This is a genomic window from Streptomyces sp. NPDC090021, from assembly GCF_044748225.1.
Lineage (GTDB): Bacteria > Actinomycetota > Actinomycetes > Streptomycetales > Streptomycetaceae > Streptomyces.
In genome coordinates, this window is the sequence record NZ_JBIVFO010000029.1 from 23,857 (window position 1) to 41,253 (window position 17,397).

A 17,397-nucleotide genomic window follows, 5' to 3' on the forward strand; every position below is an offset into this window, starting at 1 on the left:
GGGAGGACTCATCGGGGGCCTCGGTCCCTGCCGTCCGACCAGACGGCCGCCGCGTCGGCGACGTGCTCCGCGGCCTGGGCCAGGCCGGCGCGGGCCGCCGGGTCCCGCCGGGCCGGGTCCAGGACGTTGCGCCCGAAGGCCTTGCGGGCCGTGGCCGACGGGGTGATGAGCAGCACCTTCGCCCCCGCCTCGCGCAGCCGGGCCGCCTGCGCGGCCGGTGCGGGGACGAGCCCCGAGCCGAGTGCGATGGGGGCGATGATCACCACGCGCGCATGGCCGGCGGCCAGGTCGGCGTTGGTGGCGGAGCGGATGCCCCCGTCGATGAAACGGCGTTCGCCGACCGTGACCGGGGGCCACACCCCGGGCACGGCGCAGCTCGCCGCCACGGCGTCGACCAGCCCGCTGCCGCTCTCCCGGTCGAACGCCTTGAGCTCACCGTTGAGCGCGTCCACCGCGGTGACCACGAGCCGCCGCTCGGGCCACTCGTGCGAGACCAGCCGGGCCGCCAGCACCTTGCGGCGCTCCGCCTCGGGGCCGGTGTCCGCGGCCAGGGCCATCGCCCCCACCCGGCGGCGGTAGGCGGCCGCGTCGCGGCCCGAGCGCGCCATCGCCAGTGCGTACCGGGCGATGACGCCCGCTCCCAGCTTCGCGACGGCCTCCCCCGCCGCGTCGCCGAGCTGGCGTTCGTACAGCTCCTGGGGGCTGAACCGGCCGGAGGTGAGCTGCGCGCCGACCACCGAACCGGCCGAGGTGCCGACGACCAGGTCCGCGGTGGTGAGGTCCACGCCCGCGCGGGCGAGCCCGTAGAGGACGCCGCACTCCCAGCCGATGCCGGTCAGTCCGCCGCCGCCGAGCACCAGTGCCGTGTCACCCATCTCCGCCCGCCCCCTGTGTCGTGTCCGCGCGTGCCTGTGGTGACGGCAGTCTGGCGCAGCCGTCCTGCCGTCACCACAGCGGGGTCCGATCGGGCGGGTCAGCCCAGGACGGCCGTCACCGTCCCGGCGCCGACGGTCCGTCCGCCCTCCCGGACGGCGAAGCCGAGCCCCGCCTCCAGCGGGACGTCCCGTCCGAGCTCGACGGTCATCGTGATCGTCTCACCGGGCCGGGCGACGCCCGCGGCCCCCAGGTCCACGTCTCCCACCACGTCGGCGGTGCGGATGTAGAACTGCGGCCGGTAGCCGCTGGCCACCGGGGTCGTACGGCCTCCCTCGCGTCCGGAGAGCAGGTACACCTGCGCGGTGAAGCGCCGCTTGGGCGTCACGCTGCCGGGGGCGGCCACCACGTGCCCGCGGCGCACGCCGTCGCGGGGCACCCCGCGCAGCAGCAGCGCGACGTTGTCCCCCGCCTCGGCGGACTCCATCGGCTTGCCGAAGGTCTCCAGGCCGGTGACGACCGTCTCGAGCGGCTCGCCGTCACCGCCGAGGACGGTGACGCGGTCGCCGGGGCGCACACCGCCGCGCTCGACGGCCCCGGTCACGACCGTCCCGCGGCCGGTGATCGTCAGCACGTTCTCGACGGGCAGCAGGAACGGCGCCCGCGTGTACCGCACGGGCGTCGGCACGTAGGTGTCCACGGCGTCGAGCAGCGCCTCGATCGCCCCGGTCCACCGCGGGTCGCCCTCCAGCGCCCGGAGCCCGGAGACCCGTACGACGGGTGCGGCGTCACCACCGTAGCCGTGCGCGGTGAGCAGCTCACGGACCTCCAGCTCGACCAGGTCGGTCAGCTCGGGGTCCCCGGCGTCCGCCTTGTTGAGCGCGACCACGACGTGGTCGACGCCGACCTGGCGCGCAAGGAGCACGTGCTCGGCGGTCTGTGGCATGACCCCGTCGAGCGCGGAGACGACGAGGATCGCGCCGTCGAGCTGCGCGGCCCCGGTGACCATGTTCTTGATGTAGTCCGCGTGACCGGGCATGTCGACATGGGCGTAGTGGCGGGTGTCGGTCTCGTACTCGACGTGCGTGAGGTTGATGGTGATGCCGCGGCGGGCCTCCTCGGGGGCCCGGTCGATGCGGTCGAAGGGCACGAAGGAGGCGCCCCCGCGCTCGGCGAGGACCTTGGTGATGGCGGCGGTGAGGGTGGTCTTGCCGTGGTCGACGTGGCCCATGGTGCCGATGTTGAGGTGCGGCTTGGTCCGCACGAAGGCCGTCTTGGCCATGATCTCTTCCCGTTGCTCGAAGCGTGGACGGGACCCCTGAACCGAGCCGACCCTCCCCCTGCGGGGCCCGCCGGACGATCCGGGAAGGGTCAGCTTCGTGCGCCGTCGAATGCGGCGAAGACGGGTGCGTCCGCGAACGCGGCAGCCTTCGGCGCGTCCGCGACTGCGGACGGCGCTGCGGGGAAGGCGTACCGGGACATGGCACTGATCCTGCCGTGCCGTCCCGCGGGCGTCGAACGATTTAACGGGCGGACCGGCGGGCGGTCAGAGGTTCTTGAGCGCTTCGCGCACGGACAGTGGGGACAGGGTGTCGCGTTCGGCGTCGACGAAGGCGCGCACCGCGTCGGGGTCCGTCCTGGCGTACTCGCGCAGGGCCCAGCCGATGGCTTTGCGGAGGAAGAAGTCCGGGTCGCCGGCCCGGCGGCGGCAGTGGGCGAAGAGCCGACCGGTGTCGGTGGACCCCTTGCGGCGGAGCTGGTGGAGGAGGGCGGTGCGGGCGAGCCACCGGTCCTCGCTCTCGATCCACTCGTCCATCACGGGCCCCAGGGCGTCCGGGTCGGCGGCCACCAGCGGGCCGACGGTGTGCGCGGCGAGCAGGTCGACGGTGTCCCACCAGGGGACGGTGGTGATCAGGTGCCGGACGGCCGGGAGGGAGCCGGAGGAGCACCGGGCGACGTGGCGGCGCAGGTAGTCCACGGCGAAGTAGTGGTACTCCCGCTCCGGAAGCCGCCAGCAGCGCAGCGCGAGTGCCACGCAGTCCGTCTCCGACGGCCGGGGAGTGTTCTTGGTCACTGTCTTCGACAGGTCCCGGCGCAGTGGCGCGGGGATGCCGAGGAAGGGGGCGACGTGTTTCATGTAGGCGCCCATGGCCTCGGCCCGCACCGGATCGGCCGCGGCCGGGTACGTCCCGGTGAGCCGCTGCAGCAGGGTGTCCGCGAGGTCGCTGCGGGGAACCCCGGGGGGTCGTCCGTCGTTCGACAGCATGAGGCCCAGATTACGGCGCGGTGCCGCATACCTGGGCTAGTCTCCCGGGATGTCCCTCCTCCTCACGCCGTGGACCCGGCTGGCGCTGCTCGTCGTGCTGCTCTCGGCGGCCGGCGCGTGCGTGCTGGTCTACGAGCCCCAGCGGATCCTCTCGGAGGGCTGGCCCCCCGGTCTCCCGGTGGGCGCGGCCGTTGTGCTGTTCGCAGCCGTGTACGGCGTGTGCTCGGCCGCGTTCGTCCCGCGCCCCCTGCTCAACCTGGCCGCGGGAGCCGTCTTCGGCACGCAGTTCGGCGTCGTCGCGGCGGTCGGGGGCACCGTGCTGGGCGCGGGCATCGCCTTCGGGCTGGGCCGCGTCATGGGTCAGGAGGCTTTGCGTCCGTTCCTGCGCGGACGGCTGCTGGCGGCGGCCGACGGGCAGCTCAGCCGGCACGGATTCCGCTCGATGCTGGCGGTGCGGCTGTTCCCCGGGGTGCCCTTCGTGGTGGCCAACTACGCCGCCGCGGTGTCCCGCTGCGGGTGGGCGCCCTTCCTGCTCGCGACGGCGCTCGGCGTGGTCCCGAACACCACGGCGTACGTGATCGCCGGGGCCAGCGCGTCCACCCCCGGATCCCCCGCCTTCCTCGTCTCGTTCGGCTTCATCGTGGTCTCCGTGGTGGCCGCGGGAGTCGTCGGCTGGCGCAAAAGGCACCGTCTGGCAGCCCCTCGCAACGACGGTCCGGCGTACGAACTGACGCCGCAGCACCCCCCTGTGGTCAGCGGCGCTCCACACGGGCCCTAGCATCGGGGGCGAACTGCCCGACGATCACAAGGACGAGCGCACCCCGACATGAGCTGGTTCGAATCCCTAATCCTCGGTCTCGTCCAGGGGCTTACGGAGTTCCTCCCGATCTCCTCCAGCGCCCACCTGCGGCTGACCGCGGCGTTCGCCGGCTGGCACGACCCAGGAGCGGCCTTCACGGCCATCACCCAGATCGGCACCGAGGCCGCCGTGCTGATCTACTTCCGCAAGGACATCGCACGGATCGTCTCCACCTGGTTCCGGTCCCTGTACACGAAGGCCCTGCGCTCCGAACAGGACGCCAAGATGGGCTGGCTGGTGATCGTCGGATCGCTCCCGATCGGCATCCTCGGCCTCGTCTTCAAGGACGCGATCGTCGGTCCGGCCCGCGACCTGCGGCTGACGGCCACGACCCTCATCGTGATGGGCATCGTGCTGGGTGTCGCCGACCGACTGGCCGCGCGCGACGAGGAGGGTGGCCGCCACCGGGCGGTCCGTGAGCGCAAGACGCTCCAGCATCTGGGCGTCAAGGACGGCCTGATCTTCGGCTTCTGCCAGGCGATGGCGCTGATCCCGGGTGTCTCCCGCTCCGGCGCGACGATCTCGGGCGGTCTGCTGCTGGGCTTCACCCGCGAGGCGGCGGCCCGTTACTCCTTCCTCCTCGCCATCCCGGCCGTGCTGGCCTCGGGCGCCTTCGAGATCAAGGACGTGGTGGAGGATCCGGGCCACATCTCCTGGGGTCCCACGATCTTCGCGACGGCCATCGCCTTCTTCGTGGGTTACGCCGTGATCGCGTGGTTCATGAAGTTCATCACCACCAAGAGCTTCATGCCGTTCGTGATCTACCGGATCCTGCTGGGCATCCTGCTGTTCGTGCTGATCGGCACGGACGTGCTGAGCCCGCACGCGGGTGAATCGGGCAGCTGATCCAGGGCCGCACAGGTAGCGCCATCCAGCATTTCCTAGCGCCTGAATGCAGCACCATGCCGTGATCATCTCCCACTTGTCTCCCACCCACCTCCCACCGGGGAGCGGGATACACCCCACTAGGACGCGTGCATCCGCAAAGTAGGGGATGGCGCGGAAGGGCCCGCACGGCAGTGCGGGCCCTTCCGCGTGGCAGTGCGGGCCCTTCCGCGTGGCAGTGCGGGCCGGGGTGAGGTAGCCGAAGGTCTTGTGCTTGCGCAGGCGGCGGTTGTAAAGGTCTCGATGAAGTCGAAGACCTCGGCGCGGTCGGTGGCCCGGCGGGCCAGAGGCGGGTGCCGATCTCTTCTTTGAGGAGCGCCCAGAAGCTCTCAGCGTCGGCGTTGTCGAAGCAAGATCCGGTGCGTCCGCAACTTTGCCTCAGATTCAACTCCGTTACTTGTGGCGGAATTCGGCTGACGCGTATTCGCTTCCGCGGTCGCCGTGTATGACGCATCCTGGGCGGAGTCGGGCCCGGCCGTGCGCCATCTTCAGGGCGTCGGTGACGAGGGAGGCGCAGTGGTGGTCGGCCATGGCGTAGCCGACGATCTCGCGGGTGACCAGGTCCAGCCGGCAGACGAGGTAGAGCCAACCCTCGGCGGTGGGCAGGTAGGTGATGCCGCCAACCAGCTTGGTGCCAGGGGTCTCGGCGTGGAAGTCACGGCCAATCAGGTCCGGGACCGGCCGGGCCTTCTTGTCCGGGCAGGTCAGCGAGCGCCGCTTGCGGCGGGTGACACCGGATGCCGGCCTGGCGCATGATCCGGGCGACACGCTTGCGGTTCACCCTTCGGCCCAGACGCCGCAGCTCGGCGTAGATCCGCGGCCCCCGTACGTCTCGCGGGACGCGATGTGGAGCACGGCGATCTCGTGCGCGATCACGTCCCGCCGGTACTCCGCCGATTACCGCTTCGTGTACTTGCTCCCACCTGGCACTACTTCCTCTGGAACCTTCACGTCCCAGTCTCCAGGTTCCACGATCAAGGGGGAAGCTTCACACGCTGGGTGATCCCGAAATGTGGATCGGAGCCATCTACTGACCGCCATCAGACAAGGGAGCAGATATCAAGCCATTTACCCTGCATTCGGCATATGCATTATTGAGTTGCGACATGAATGCGGCGTAGGGTGACCATTCGTCAACAGCATGTCAAGAGATCTGACTGAAGGGCGCCCGAAGACCGAGCCGGGGCTGTGTGAGGGTCGGGGAGGTGGATCACATGCTCTCGAACGGTACGACAGACCGGGGCGGTGGTCCCGGTCGGACGCGCGGGGGGCCTCGCCCAGACGAGCGGCGGCCCCGCCGCGGCCTGCGCGCGAGCCCGACGCCGAGCCGGCCCCCGGCCGCACCGGGGGCCGCACGCCTCCTCCCGCACGCGCTCGACGTTCTCACGCTCCCCGCGACCCCGGACCCCGGTTCCGCAGGGTCCGGCATTCCCCCTCGGGGGCCAGGATCTTTCCCCGGCGGTACCCGCATCGGTGGGTCATGCGCCCCGTCCGGCGCAACGCAGTCGTCTCCGTGCCCCCCTCGAAATTCTGATCTGGAGCGTCATGGGTCCTCACGCACCATCGTTGCCGGAGGTCCGCGGCCGGGAGCAACAGCTGGCTCGGATAGGCGCGAGTCTGCAGGACGTCACCGGCATCCGGCAGAGCCAGGTCCTCCTGGTGGGGGCAGGGCCCGGCGCGGGCAAGACCCGCCTCCTGGCCGAAGCCGTCAACGCCGCCTTCCGGAACGGTTTCGCGGTCGTCCATGGCGCCGCGGCCGGTTCCGGTGCCGCTCCGGGGACCGCGTCCGCCGGTACCCGTCCCCGCGCGTCCGACACCGCCGAGCAGGCGTTCCCGCACCCCAATGCCTGCTCCGTGATCGAGGCGGCGCAGACCTGGCTGCGCAACGACCTTGAGGACGTCCGCACCCTGGTCACGCTCGACGACCTCCATCTGGTGCCCCCTTCCTCCCTCAAGGCGCTGGGTGACCTCGTCGTGGCCTGCCGGAACCGCCCGATTCTGTGGCTGCTCGCCTTCACCTCGGAACGGAGTTCCACGCCGCCCGAGCCGCTGAGGTCCCACTTCGCCAAGCTCCGGAGCCGGCTCCCGGTGGAACCGGTGCCGGAGCTCGCTCCGCTCCGGGGCGAGGCGTTGGCCCGCCTGGTCGCCGACTACGCCGGAGCCGCTCCCGCCCCGGCGCTGCTCGCCCTGGCGGAATGCCTCAACGGCGTACCGCGTGCGGTGATCGAGCTGGTGCGCGGTCTTGCCGAGGACGACGACATCGATATCGTCGACGGCATCGCGCACTTACGGCCGAGCGTGCCCCAGGAGTCCTCGACGGAGGACAGCATGGGCGTGCCACCACCGGTGCCGAAACGTTTCTCCGCTTTGATCAGGGAGGATCTCAGCTCTCTCGCCGAGCCCACCATGACCGCTCTCCGGCTGGCGGCGGTGCTCGGATCGCCGTTCGCACCGGACGATCTCTCCGCCATGCTCGGCGAAGCGCCGGTGGGCCTGCTGGCGGTGGTGGACGAAGCGGTCACCCGGGGGCTGCTGGTCTGCGGCGAGCGCGACTTCTCGTTCCGCGACGAGCCGGTCTGGCGGGTGCTGCTCGACTCGGTGCCGCCTCCGGTGCGCGCGGCGCTGCGCCGGCAGGCCGCGGAGATGCTGCTGTCGCGTCCCGACGGCATCGAGCGTGCCGCCCTTCAACTGGTGCACATCGCCCAGCCCGGCGACGTGGAGGCGCTGCGCGTCATCTCCGAGGGGTCCCAGCGGCTGTTGGCCGTCGATCCGTCGACCGCGGCGACGCTGGCGATCCGCTGCATGGCGCTCGTGTCCCCCGGGCAGGCCGAACGTCTGCGGTTCGCGAAGACGGCGGTCGGGGCGCTCACCAGGGCCGGCGATCTGGACCGGGCGATCGCCCTGGCCAAGGACACCATCGAGGAGAGCATCGGATTCGCGGCAGCGCGCCCGCCCGCGGCGTTCGCCCACGGCATCGCCGCGCTGCAGGCCTCGATGGCGGCCGCGCTGCTGCTGATGGGAGACACCCGGTCGGCCCGCCGGTCCGCCCGCGACGCGCTCGCCGGGCATGAGGCCGGAACCCAGCAGCACGAGGCCGTCATCACTCATCTCGCCGCCTCCTACCTGACCGGCGACAGCACCGCGGTCGAGCGGGCGCAGAAGATCATGCGCTCCCCCGATCGGCACGCGCAGTCCGTGCGGGTGGCCGCGATGACCCATCACGCGCTCGGTCAGTGGCGCGACGGCCAGGTGGGCGATTCGGTCCAGACGCTGCGCGAGGCCGTCGCGCTCGATCGCCGGGGAGAGGACGTACAACTTCTCGATCCGCGCTGGTTCCTTGCCTTCGCGCTCACCAGGACCGACGAGTACGAGGAGGCGGACGCGGTCATCCAGTGCTCCGTGCGGACCGGCGTCTCGGAGGCGAGGACGCTGGCGGGTGCCACCCCCGCTCTGCTCCGGGCGCCGCTGCTGCTCGCCCGGGGCCGGCTGGAGGCGGCGGAGGCCGCCGCGAGGGACGCGGTCGGAACGGACGGTCCCTGCGTGCCGATGCTCGCCCCGCAGGCGTGGCTGGTGCTCGGCGCGGTGGCGCTGCGCCAAGGGGCGCTCGGCCAGGCCGAGGTGCACGTGAAGACCCTGGAGCAGGACTTCCCGCAGCAGGACTCCAACCCCTGGCAGGGCGCACACCTGCTGCTGAGCGCACAGCTGACCGAGGCCCAGGCGGACATGGCGGCGGTGGCGGACGTGCTGTCGGGGATCGCGGCACGGGCCGACACGCTCCGCGCACTCCTCTTGGAGGATCCGGCCGCCGCCGCGTGGTGCGTGCGTGCCTCGCTCGCGGCGGATCTTCCGGACGTCGCCCGGACGGTGGCCGCCTCGGCGGAGTGCCTCCGCGTGCTCAACCCGCGTGTTCCCGCGGTCCTCGCCGCGGCCACACACGCCCGCGCGCTCGTCGACAAGGACGCGGACGCCCTGGCCGGGGCGGGACAGCTGCACCGGAACCCGTGGGCGCGCGCCGCGGCGGCCGAGGACCTCGGCGTCCTCCTGCTCGACCGCGGCGACCGAACGGGCGCGATCGCCGAACTGGAGCGTTCGATGGGCGAGTACGGCGTGCTCGGCGGCGAGCACGATGCGGCGCGCGTGCGGGCACGGCTGCGTCAGCTCGGTGTACGGCGCCGGCACTGGACGCACACGAAGCGCCCGGCGTCCGGCTGGGAGAGCCTCACCAAGACGGAACGGAAGGTGGCAGAGCTGGTGGCCGACGGGCTCACCAACCAGCAGGCCGCACGTCATCTGTTCATCTCACCGCACACAGTGGGATTCCATCTGCGGCAGGTCTACCGCAAGCTGGAAATCAGGTCCCGTACGGCCCTGATCCGGATCAGGGCATAGCGTCCGCCCCGCCCCGGAGACCCGTAGCGGCGGTCGTGGCCCGTGCGGTCGGGCACCCGCAGGGCGCGCTGCCAGGGGCTCCTGGGGCGTCGAGCGGACGGGCTGGTCGGTTCCAGCCCCGGGAGATCAGCACGGCGTGGGCCAGGCCGGGCGATGCCTTCCGCGGGAGGCAGGTGACGTCCGGGCCGAACCGTGCGCCGTCTCCGACCGCGGCCTCGATCTCGGAAGCCGAGTCACCCACCACGACGCCGACCTCGCGGATGCCCGGCGCCGGGACTTCCTCGGCGCCGGGCTGCGCGCGGCGGCCGCTCCCGCGCGAGCCCCGCCTTCAGGTGAGTACGGCCGGCAGGACGCTCATCCGCCGGATCATCCACTCCGACTCCCACTCGACGTCGGTGGCGGTGCTCAGCCGTGCCTGCGGAAAGCGGTGCAGGAATCCGCGCAGGGCGAGCTGTGCCTCCAGCCGGACCAGGGAGGCGCCGATGCAGTAGTGCATGCCGAGGCCGAAGGTCAGGTGGCCGTGACCCTTTCGCTCCGCGGCGAAACTGTCGGCCTCCTCGCCCGGTTCCCGGTTCGCCGCCGCGATGCTGACCTGGAGGGCGGCGCCCTTGGGGATCAGGTACCCGCCGAGGTCGAGGTCCTCGGTGGCGAAGCGCCAGGTCGGATGCGGGAACGGCGGGTGCACCCGCAGGGTCTCCTCGACCCATGCCGCGATGTCCTCCTCGGTGTGCGGCCGCTCCTGCGGCGGACGCCTGAGCGCCTCGTAGATCGCTGCGGAGATCAGGCTCCCGGTCGTCTCGTAGCCGGTGATGATCATCCCGACCGTCCAGACGACGACCTCGCCCTCGGAGACCGCGGCGTCCGGCCCGTCGGAGGAGGCCAGCAGCCCCGTGATCACCCCGTCGCGCAGCGGAGCCGGATCGCGTACCCAGCCCTCCACCGCGCCGAACAGCGCCCCGACCGCCTCGGTCCGGGCCGGGTAGTCGGAGGAGTAGAGCATGACGTCGGTGATGCTGCGCAGTTCGCGCTCGGCCGCGAGCGGGAGGCCGAGCATCTCGGAGATGAACGCCAGCGGAATCCGGTGCGTGTAGTCCGTCACCACGTTCACTTCGACGGAACCCTCGGCGGACGCCTTCTCCAGCTCGTCCAGGAATCCGTCGACCTTGACGCTGACCCGCTCGCCCCACCTCTCGGTGTTGCGCGGGCTCAGCACCGGCGCGTGCAGCCGCCGGATCCGCGCGTGGTTCTCGCCGTCGCTCATGATCATGGCGCGGGCGTACTCAGGAGGCGGCTGCGAGCCCACCATCAGGCCCGGCTTGCGCATCCACTCGGGGACCAGCGAGATGTCCTTCTCCAGCTTGGGGTGCGTGAGCGCGACCCGTACCAGCTCCGGATCGCACACGACGTAGGCGTGGTGTTCGAGATACGGGATCCGGATGACGGGTGCCACGCGCGCGGCGGCCAGCAGGTCGGGCATGCAGTCGAAGGGGCCCGGGTCCGTGGGCATGGTGGTCTCGGGGGCTTGTGCCAAGCCGGTCTTCGTCGTGACGTTCATCGTGTGACACCTCCGGTGGGGATCTGGCCCTGGGACTGGGCCATGGACTCGATGAGTTCGGCGGCGCGCTGCGAGGCGTCGCGGCTGCGGTGTTCCTCGGCGAGTGCGCGGGCGCGCCGTCGGTAGCGCTCGTCGTGCAGCACGGTGGTGACCGCTTCGCGCAGACCGGTTTCCGACACGGCCCGCCGTCCGAGGACGAGACCGGCCCCGGCCCATTCGACCCTGGCGGCGACATCGGGATTCTCCTCCGAGCGGGGCGCGACGACCAGCGGCACGCCCTGGGCGAGGGCGGCGTTGACGCCGTTGTAGCCGCCATTGGTCACCATCACGTCCACGTGCGGAAGCAGGTGGTGGTACGGGACGAAGCGCTCCAGGCGGACATTGTCCGGCAGCGGCTCCAACAGGTCGACGTCCAGGGAGCTTCCGGTGGTGACCACGACGAGGACGTCTTGGTCGGCCAGGGCCCGGACGGCGGGGGCGAGCAGCCATTCGACGTCGTTGGCGGTGGTGCCCTGGGTGAGCAGCACCACCGGCCGCCCGCCGTGCAGTTCCGCCCACCAGGCGGGCGGATCGAAGTGGTCCGGCGGGGGCCCGAAGAGCCCGCCGACGAAGTGGGTTCCCGGCAGCAGGTCGCTGCGCGGAAACTCGAACGAGGGCACGGTTCCCATCAGGTACAGGGCCGGCGGGCGGGCGATGTTCTCCATGGCGCCGGTGCGCAGTCGTGGCAGTTTCACCTGGGCCCGGGTCCGGTCGGCCTCCTCGCGCAGGTCGCGCATCACCACCCGGTCCCCGAGGAATCCGAGGATCGTGTTGCGCACCCGTCCGAGCCGAGTTGTGCTCGGGCACAGGCCGCGGCCGAGCGGGGCGGTGTCCCTGCTGCCGAGGATGTAGATCGAATTGTTCAGCCAGGCCAGCGGGATGCCGGTGTGCTCGGCGGCGAAGCACGCGCCGTAGCACATGTCGTCGGCGAGTATGCAGTCGGCATCGAAGCGCCGGAGCACGGCCAGCAGGTCATCCAGCTGGCCCGGTGCCGTCCGGTAGAAGATGTCCCGGATTCCGATCTTGAAGCTGGCGACACCGGTCAGCCCGGCGTGCTCGGGGAAGGCCTCCTGACGGCTCTTGCCACCGAAGTCGATTTCCTCGCGCATGGGTTCGAAGTGCGCCCCGGTCTGCTCCACCTTCTGCTGGAAGGCACGACCGGTGTACCAGCGCACCTCGTGCCCCCGCCGGACCAGCTCCCGTGCGACCACAAGCATGCTGACGATGTGTCCCGGTGCCGGTGTGGTTGCGATCAACACTCGCGTCAACGTCGCCTCCGTCGGGTTCTTTGCCGCCGTTTCGGCCGGCCGTCCCATCCGCTCGCCCGGTCCGCCCGGGTGCCTCGCGGTGCCGGGCCGACCGGCGGACGCACGTCAGCATTGCCCCTCCTGGGGTGCTGGACACCGCAGCGCGCAAAGCCTGCGTGATCGCGCAGGTTGCCGTGGACGCGGCGCCCTGATCGGTCACACGATCCGGTGATCAAGCCACCCGTGCCGGGGGCCGTTGGGGGATATGGGCGCCACTGCCCGCAGGCAAGCATGGCCCGACAAGCAATCCCGGCATCGCCTTTCCGGTACCGGGTAAGGGCGCTGGCGTTCATCCAGGACATGCTCCCGGCCTAGGACATCGCGTACTGGAGGAGACTTGATGACGGCACCCTCGCAGGAGATTGACGGGCCGGACGGCGCCGACGGCGAACCGAAGAAGGTAACCGTCATCGGCGCCGGCATCTCGGGTCTTTTGGCGGCATACGAGTTGGAGCGGCTCGGGCACCGCGTCGAAGTCATCGAAGGAAGCCCCGATATCGGCGGCCGTATTCACACCCATCGTTTCCCGGGCGGTTCCGGCCCCGGGCCCTTCGCCGAGCTCGGTGCGATGCGGATACCGGCCGCGCATCGGCTGACGATGCGCTACATCGACGAGCTCGGACTGCAGGACCAGGTGCGCGAGTTCCGGACGCTGTTCTCGGACGACGCCGCCTACCTGCCCAGCTCCACCGGTTATCTGAGGGTGCGTGACGCACGCGACACCCTCGTGAAGGAGTTCGCCGCCGGGCTCCCGAACCACGACTTCCGCGACAACACCCTGATGTTCTGCGCCTGGCTGGACGCGAGCATAAGGGCCATCGCCCCCCGGCAGTTCTACGACGGGCTGCACGGCGAGATAAGCATGGAACTGCTGAATCTCGTCGACCGGATCGACCTCACCCCGTACCGGAGCGGCAGCTCGGGAAACCAGGTCGACCTGCACGCCTTCTTCGCCGACCAACCCCAGGTGCGGTCGTTCTGCCCGCCGCGCCTCGACCGCTTCCTCGACGACGTGCTGGACGAGACGAGTTCCAGCATCGTCCGGCTGCGGGACGGCATGGACGTACTCCCCCGGCGCCTCGCGTCCCGGATTCGGGGAAAGATCTCGACCGGACAAGAGGTGGTGGGCATCGACGTACGGGACGACACGGTGGTACTGCGCATCCGCCAGGGCGTCAGGATTCTCACCAAGGTGTGCGACTACGTGGTGTGCACCCTCCCGTTCACGGTGCTCAGAAGGATGCAGCTGTCCGGCTTCGACGAGGACAAGCTGGACATCGTCCGTCGGACGAAGTACTGGCCGGCGACGAAGGTGGCCTTCCACTGCCGTGAGCCCTTCTGGGAGAAGGACGGGATCAGCGGCGGCGCCTCCTTCACCGGCGGGCACGTGCGCCAGACCTACTACCCGCCGGCGGAGGGTGATCCCGCGAACGGCGCGGTACTGCTCGCGAGCTACTCCATCGGGCCGGACGCCGACGCTCTGGGCCACCTGGGCGAGGCGGAGCGCAACGCCGTCATCATCCGCGAACTGAGCGCGATGCATCCCGAGTTGCGCCGTCCCGGAATGATCCTGGAAGTGGCGGGCCGGGCCTGGGGGTCGCACCGATGGTCCTGGGGGGCGGCCACGGTCCGATGGGACCAGGAAGCCGCCCTGCGCGAGGCGGAGCGCCAGGAGGCGGCCCGGCCCCAACGGGGACTCTTCTTCGCGGGCGAGCACTGCTCGTCGAAGCCCGCGTGGATCGAGGGCGCGATCGAGTCGGCGATCGAAGCCGCGCACGAGATCGAGTGGTACGAGCCGCGGGAAAGCCGCGTGTTCGCTGCCAGCCGACCGAGCCGCTCGAACGGATCGGCATGAGCGTATTCGACCTGCCCCGGCTGCACTTCCGTGGCTCCGCGACCACTCATCTGCCCACCGGCGCGCGGAGCGGACTCGTCGACCTGGCGACGAACACGGCGCTGACCGAAGACGGCCGCCCCTTCCCCGCGCACCGGCCGCCCGGTGAATACCACGACTTCCTCCAACAGTTGGGCCCGAGGTTCGACCTCGAAGGCCGCCCGTCACCGGACGGACCCTTCAGCGCGGCCAAGGGAGAGGACTTCGCGGGCAACGGACACTTCTGCGTCGACGCGCACATCGTCGGCGTCGAGTGCCATGCCGGCGAGATCGACACCGCCGACCCTGTGGTCGGACGGGCTGTCGACATGTGGGGCCACTACAACGACTACCTCGCCACCACGGTGAACCGGGCCCGTGTCTTCGACGTCGACCCGTCCTGCGACTGGACCACCACGCTCATGGTCGGGCAGTTCGCCTTCGGCCGCGAGGGCCGCACCCACGACGTGGGCTACATGGCCACCGGAGGCGTCCGCGGCTTCCACCCCCCGAGGTGGCACAACGGCGGCCACGTCCGCGACGTGGCCGACCACTGGATGGCGAAGCGGCTGCGCAGGTCCGTGGTCCACCAGTTCGTCGTGGCCGAGGAGGACGGACTGGCCTGGCTCGACGGGTCGGCCGCCTCTTCGGCCGTGCGGCGGCTGCGCGCCGCGACCGAATCCGCGGAGGCGGGGGGGCTGGTGGTGCAGTTCGCGCTCAGCCAGCTGTCCGCCCCGCGAGCGCCCGACCGGCCGGGCCGGTGGCAGCTGCGCGGGACGATCGCGCCCTGGCACCCGCACGAGCCGCGCACCTACCCGGCGGGCCGGCTCCTCGTCCAGGACCGCCGCACGCCCGCGGACGCCCCTGGCGCACTGCACAACCTCTCCGTCGAGCTGACGGACGAACACGTCACCCTCAACATGATCACCGCGGTGCCCGCCGTCGGCCCGGTGCCGGGGAGCCCGTCCGTCGCGACCGCACAGGCCCACGTACGGGTCGACGTCGGCGACCTGGAGCTGCGCACGGCAGGCACCGGCCGGCTGGTGGCCCGGGTGCCCCGGCAGGCTTACCTCGGGGAGGAGTTCGCCCTGTCCGGCGGCCTGGTGACGGTGCCGAGCGAGATGCCGGCGACCGCCGCGGCCGAGGAGGCACTGCTCCTCACGGGCCCCGGCGGGCAGATCGTGCATCTGCGCGAGAAGGAGATCAGCCTGCAGGTGGACGACGCGTGCCTCTTCCTGGAGCACCCCCGGGACGCGGCCGACGCCGACCACGACGTCGAGGTGCTCGTCCGGTCCTTTGTGCGCGGCCGTCCGGGTCCCGTCGCCGGGATCGGCGTACGGCAGTTCTTCAATCCTGCGGCCCTTCCCCGCGATCCTTGCGCGCGCTCCCCCGAGGCGCGGAGCTCCGACCTCGACATCGTCCGCTTCCGCGCGGGGCGGCTGGACGCCGCCGGTACGTGGTCGGGCGCCGGCGTGCTGGACACCGACGCCAGCGGCCACGGCTGGTTCACCATGCGGGGCGCGACGGCGGGCACCTCGCGTGTCCTGCTGTCCGCCGACGCGGGTGACCTGCCGTGCGACCCGGAGCTGCCCGGGTCGGCGGCCCTCGGCTACGACCGCGACGACGCCCTCGGCTACTGGCCCGGCGCAGGGTACCTGTCGGTGCGCGTGCTTCCCGACGACTGGCACCTCGCGGACCTCGGCCAGGACGAGGCGACCTTCGACCTGGTGTACAGGGAGGTCTTCGCGTACTACGAGCACCTGTACTCCTTCATGAAGTCGGAGGTCTTCGCCCTGGCGGACCGCTGCAAGGTGGAGACGTACGCGAAGCTGATCTGGCAGATGTGCGACCCGCGCAACCGGGCGAAGACCTACTACATGCCGCCGACCCGGGACCTGTCCGCACCCAAGTCGCAGCTCCTGCTGAAGTTCCTGCGCGCCCAGCAGACACCGGACGAGGTCCTGGTCACGGCGCCCGCCACCGGCAGGAGGAGCGGGAGGATCTCCACCCGCTCGCAACTCGTCAAGGTGCTGCGCGACGCCGCCGGGATCGAACTCGCCGTCATGCTCCAGTACTTGTACGCGGCATACTCGGTGCCCACGCACGGGGCCGGCGCGGAGTACGTACGGCGGGGCGTGTGGACGCCCGAGCAGCTGCGGCTCGCCTGCGGCGACGGCGGCGAGACCTCCGACGAGGGGATACGCGGCCTGCTCATGGGCATCGCCCGCGAGGAGATGATCCACTTCCTCCTCGTCAACAACATCCTCACCGCGGTGGGCGAGCCGTTCCACGTGCCCCGGATCGACTTCGGCACGATCAACCAGGAGCTGGCGGTACCGCTGGACTTCGCCCTGGAAGGACTCGGGCTCGGCAGCATCGAGCGGTTCGTGCTGATCGAGCGGCCGGAGGACCTGGTCCGCGACGTGCGTCGGGGTGACGTCCCGTCACCTCCGCCGGCGTACGACGACCGGCATCCCTACGCCTCGTTGAGCGAGCTGTACGCGGACATCCGGGAGGGTCTGCAGCGGGTCCCGGATCTCTTCATGGTGGACCGGGGACGGGGGGGCGGTGAGCACCACCTCTTCCTGCGGGAGTCGGTCAACCGGCACCACCCGGACTACCAGTTGGAGGTGGACGACCTCTCCAGCGCGCTGTTCGCGCTCGACGTCATCACCGAGCAGGGCGAGGGCGGGGTGATCGAGCCCGGGAGCGGCGAGGAGTCGCACTACACCTCGTTCCTGCGGATCTCCGAGCTGCTCTGCGGCCCACCAGCCACGGGCGGGTCCCGGGGCGTCGCACGGTGGAACCCGGCCTACCCCGTCGTGCGCAACCCCACCCTCAGGGAGGGGAATCCGGCTACGGAGACCGTCACCGACCCCGACGCCCGGTCGGTCATGGAGCTGTTCGACCGCTCCTACTTCATGGCGCTGCAGCTCATGGCCCAGCACTTCGGTGAACGCCCCGACGAGAGCCTGCGCCGGTCCGACCTGATGAACGCGGCCATCGACATGATGACCGGCATGATGCGCCCCCTGGCGGAGCTGCTGGTCACCATGGGCTCAGGGCGGCGGGGCACGACCGCCGGGCCGGCCTTCGAGCTGACCGAACAGCCCGCGCCCGTCGCCCGCCCGGACGTGGCGAGACGCATGATCGCGCTGCGCCTCGACCATCTCGCGGCGGCCTGCGGCAAGCACCCGCTGGTGCCTGCCCGGGTGGGTGAGATGAGCGCGTTCTGGGCCGACCACTTCCGGCAGCCGCGCCCGTAGGGCAGCCACGGCACCTCACCTACCCACACCTCACACAGCACACCGCATACCTCATACCGCCGAGGCACGAGGCGACCGCGCCCGT

At 71.2% G+C, this 17,397-nt stretch carries 12 protein-coding genes; 5 read left to right on the plus strand and 7 right to left on the minus strand.

Features of this window, described 5'->3' with window-relative positions:
• Positions 1-8 precede the first annotated feature (8 nt).
• The 3 genes from ACIPXC_RS23000 to ACIPXC_RS23010 form a co-directional block, all read right to left on the minus strand.
• Positions 9-875 carry a patatin-like phospholipase family protein gene (locus ACIPXC_RS23000; RefSeq protein ID WP_401621249.1) on the minus strand — a complete coding sequence of 289 codons (867 nt, stop codon included), beginning with the start codon at positions 873-875 and terminating at the stop codon, positions 9-11.
• 98 nt (positions 876-973) lie between these two features.
• Complete coding sequence (gene tuf / locus ACIPXC_RS23005; protein WP_401621252.1) at positions 974-2,155, minus strand: elongation factor Tu; 1,182 nt, start codon at positions 2,153-2,155, stop codon at positions 974-976.
• Positions 2,156-2,419: 264 nt separating this feature from the next.
• Positions 2,420-3,139 carry a DNA alkylation repair protein gene (locus tag ACIPXC_RS23010; RefSeq protein WP_401621255.1) on the minus strand — a complete coding sequence of 240 codons (720 nt, stop codon included), beginning with the start codon at positions 3,137-3,139 and terminating at the stop codon, positions 2,420-2,422.
• 49 nt (positions 3,140-3,188) lie between these two features.
• On the opposite strand from ACIPXC_RS23010, the gene ACIPXC_RS23015 reads away from it, so the two are divergent.
• Both ACIPXC_RS23015 and ACIPXC_RS23020 read left to right on the plus strand, forming a co-directional pair.
• A complete protein-coding gene (locus tag ACIPXC_RS23015) occupies positions 3,189-3,917 on the plus strand; it encodes a TVP38/TMEM64 family protein (protein WP_401621257.1) in 729 nt (242 codons plus the stop codon).
• Positions 3,918-3,965: 48 nt separating this feature from the next.
• The gene (locus ACIPXC_RS23020) at positions 3,966-4,844 is read left to right on the plus strand and encodes an undecaprenyl-diphosphate phosphatase (RefSeq protein ID WP_401621260.1); all 879 of its coding nucleotides are present in this window, start codon (positions 3,966-3,968) and stop codon (positions 4,842-4,844) included.
• Between the two features lie 432 nt (positions 4,845-5,276).
• Here the strand turns inward: ACIPXC_RS23020 and ACIPXC_RS23025 are convergent, their stop codons facing one another.
• Together ACIPXC_RS23025 and ACIPXC_RS23030 are read right to left on the minus strand one after the other, a co-directional pair.
• Positions 5,277-5,591, minus strand: a complete 315-nt coding sequence (locus tag ACIPXC_RS23025; RefSeq protein WP_401621414.1) for a DDE-type integrase/transposase/recombinase — start codon at positions 5,589-5,591, stop codon at positions 5,277-5,279.
• On the minus strand, positions 5,539-5,664 hold the full coding sequence (locus tag ACIPXC_RS23030; protein ID WP_401621263.1) for a hypothetical protein: 126 nt from the start codon (positions 5,662-5,664) through the stop codon (positions 5,539-5,541). The genes ACIPXC_RS23025 and ACIPXC_RS23030 overlap by 53 nt, the downstream gene beginning before the upstream one ends.
• A gap of 764 nt (positions 5,665-6,428) precedes the next feature.
• Between ACIPXC_RS23030 and ACIPXC_RS23035 the strand changes: the two genes are divergently transcribed.
• Entirely contained in the window at positions 6,429-9,272 is a 2,844-nt protein-coding gene (locus tag ACIPXC_RS23035) for a LuxR C-terminal-related transcriptional regulator (RefSeq protein ID WP_401621266.1), read from the plus strand.
• Between the two features lie 328 nt (positions 9,273-9,600).
• On the opposite strand, the gene ACIPXC_RS23040 is transcribed toward ACIPXC_RS23035, so the two are convergent.
• Both ACIPXC_RS23040 and ACIPXC_RS23045 read right to left on the minus strand, forming a co-directional pair.
• Positions 9,601-10,827 carry a cytochrome P450 gene (locus tag ACIPXC_RS23040; RefSeq protein WP_401621269.1) on the minus strand — a complete coding sequence of 409 codons (1,227 nt, stop codon included), beginning with the start codon at positions 10,825-10,827 and terminating at the stop codon, positions 9,601-9,603.
• Positions 10,824-12,083: a glycosyltransferase gene (locus tag ACIPXC_RS23045; RefSeq protein WP_401621272.1), complete on the minus strand. Its 1,260-nt coding sequence runs from the start codon at positions 12,081-12,083 to the stop codon at positions 10,824-10,826. Before ACIPXC_RS23045 ends, ACIPXC_RS23040 begins: the two co-directional genes overlap by 4 nt.
• Positions 12,084-12,513: 430 nt before the next feature.
• Between ACIPXC_RS23045 and ACIPXC_RS23050 the strand changes: the two genes are divergently transcribed.
• Positions 12,514-14,028 (plus strand): flavin monoamine oxidase family protein, encoded by a 1,515-nt coding sequence (locus tag ACIPXC_RS23050; protein WP_401621274.1) that lies wholly within the window; start codon positions 12,514-12,516, stop codon positions 14,026-14,028.
• Positions 14,025-17,312, plus strand: a complete 3,288-nt coding sequence (locus ACIPXC_RS23055; RefSeq protein ID WP_401621277.1) for a ferritin-like domain-containing protein — start codon at positions 14,025-14,027, stop codon at positions 17,310-17,312. The genes ACIPXC_RS23050 and ACIPXC_RS23055 overlap by 4 nt, the downstream gene beginning before the upstream one ends.
• The last annotated feature ends 85 nt before the right edge of the window (positions 17,313-17,397 follow it).

Coding starts and splice junctions, on each gene's coding strand:
- ACIPXC_RS23000 (WP_401621249.1), bottom strand. CDS start 875: ATGGGTGACACGGCACTGGTGCTCGGCGGCGGCGGACTGACCGGCATC.
- tuf (WP_401621252.1), bottom strand. CDS start 2,155: ATGGCCAAGACGGCCTTCGTGCGGACCAAGCCGCACCTCAACATCGGC.
- ACIPXC_RS23010 (WP_401621255.1), bottom strand. CDS start 3,139: ATGCTGTCGAACGACGGACGACCCCCCGGGGTTCCCCGCAGCGACCTC.
- ACIPXC_RS23015 (WP_401621257.1), top strand. CDS start 3,189: ATGTCCCTCCTCCTCACGCCGTGGACCCGGCTGGCGCTGCTCGTCGTG.
- ACIPXC_RS23020 (WP_401621260.1), top strand. CDS start 3,966: ATGAGCTGGTTCGAATCCCTAATCCTCGGTCTCGTCCAGGGGCTTACG.
- ACIPXC_RS23035 (WP_401621266.1), top strand. CDS start 6,429: ATGGGTCCTCACGCACCATCGTTGCCGGAGGTCCGCGGCCGGGAGCAA.
- ACIPXC_RS23040 (WP_401621269.1), bottom strand. CDS start 10,827: ATGAACGTCACGACGAAGACCGGCTTGGCACAAGCCCCCGAGACCACC.
- ACIPXC_RS23045 (WP_401621272.1), bottom strand. CDS start 12,083: ATGCTTGTGGTCGCACGGGAGCTGGTCCGGCGGGGGCACGAGGTGCGC.
- ACIPXC_RS23050 (WP_401621274.1), top strand. CDS start 12,514: ATGACGGCACCCTCGCAGGAGATTGACGGGCCGGACGGCGCCGACGGC.
- ACIPXC_RS23055 (WP_401621277.1), top strand. CDS start 14,025: ATGAGCGTATTCGACCTGCCCCGGCTGCACTTCCGTGGCTCCGCGACC.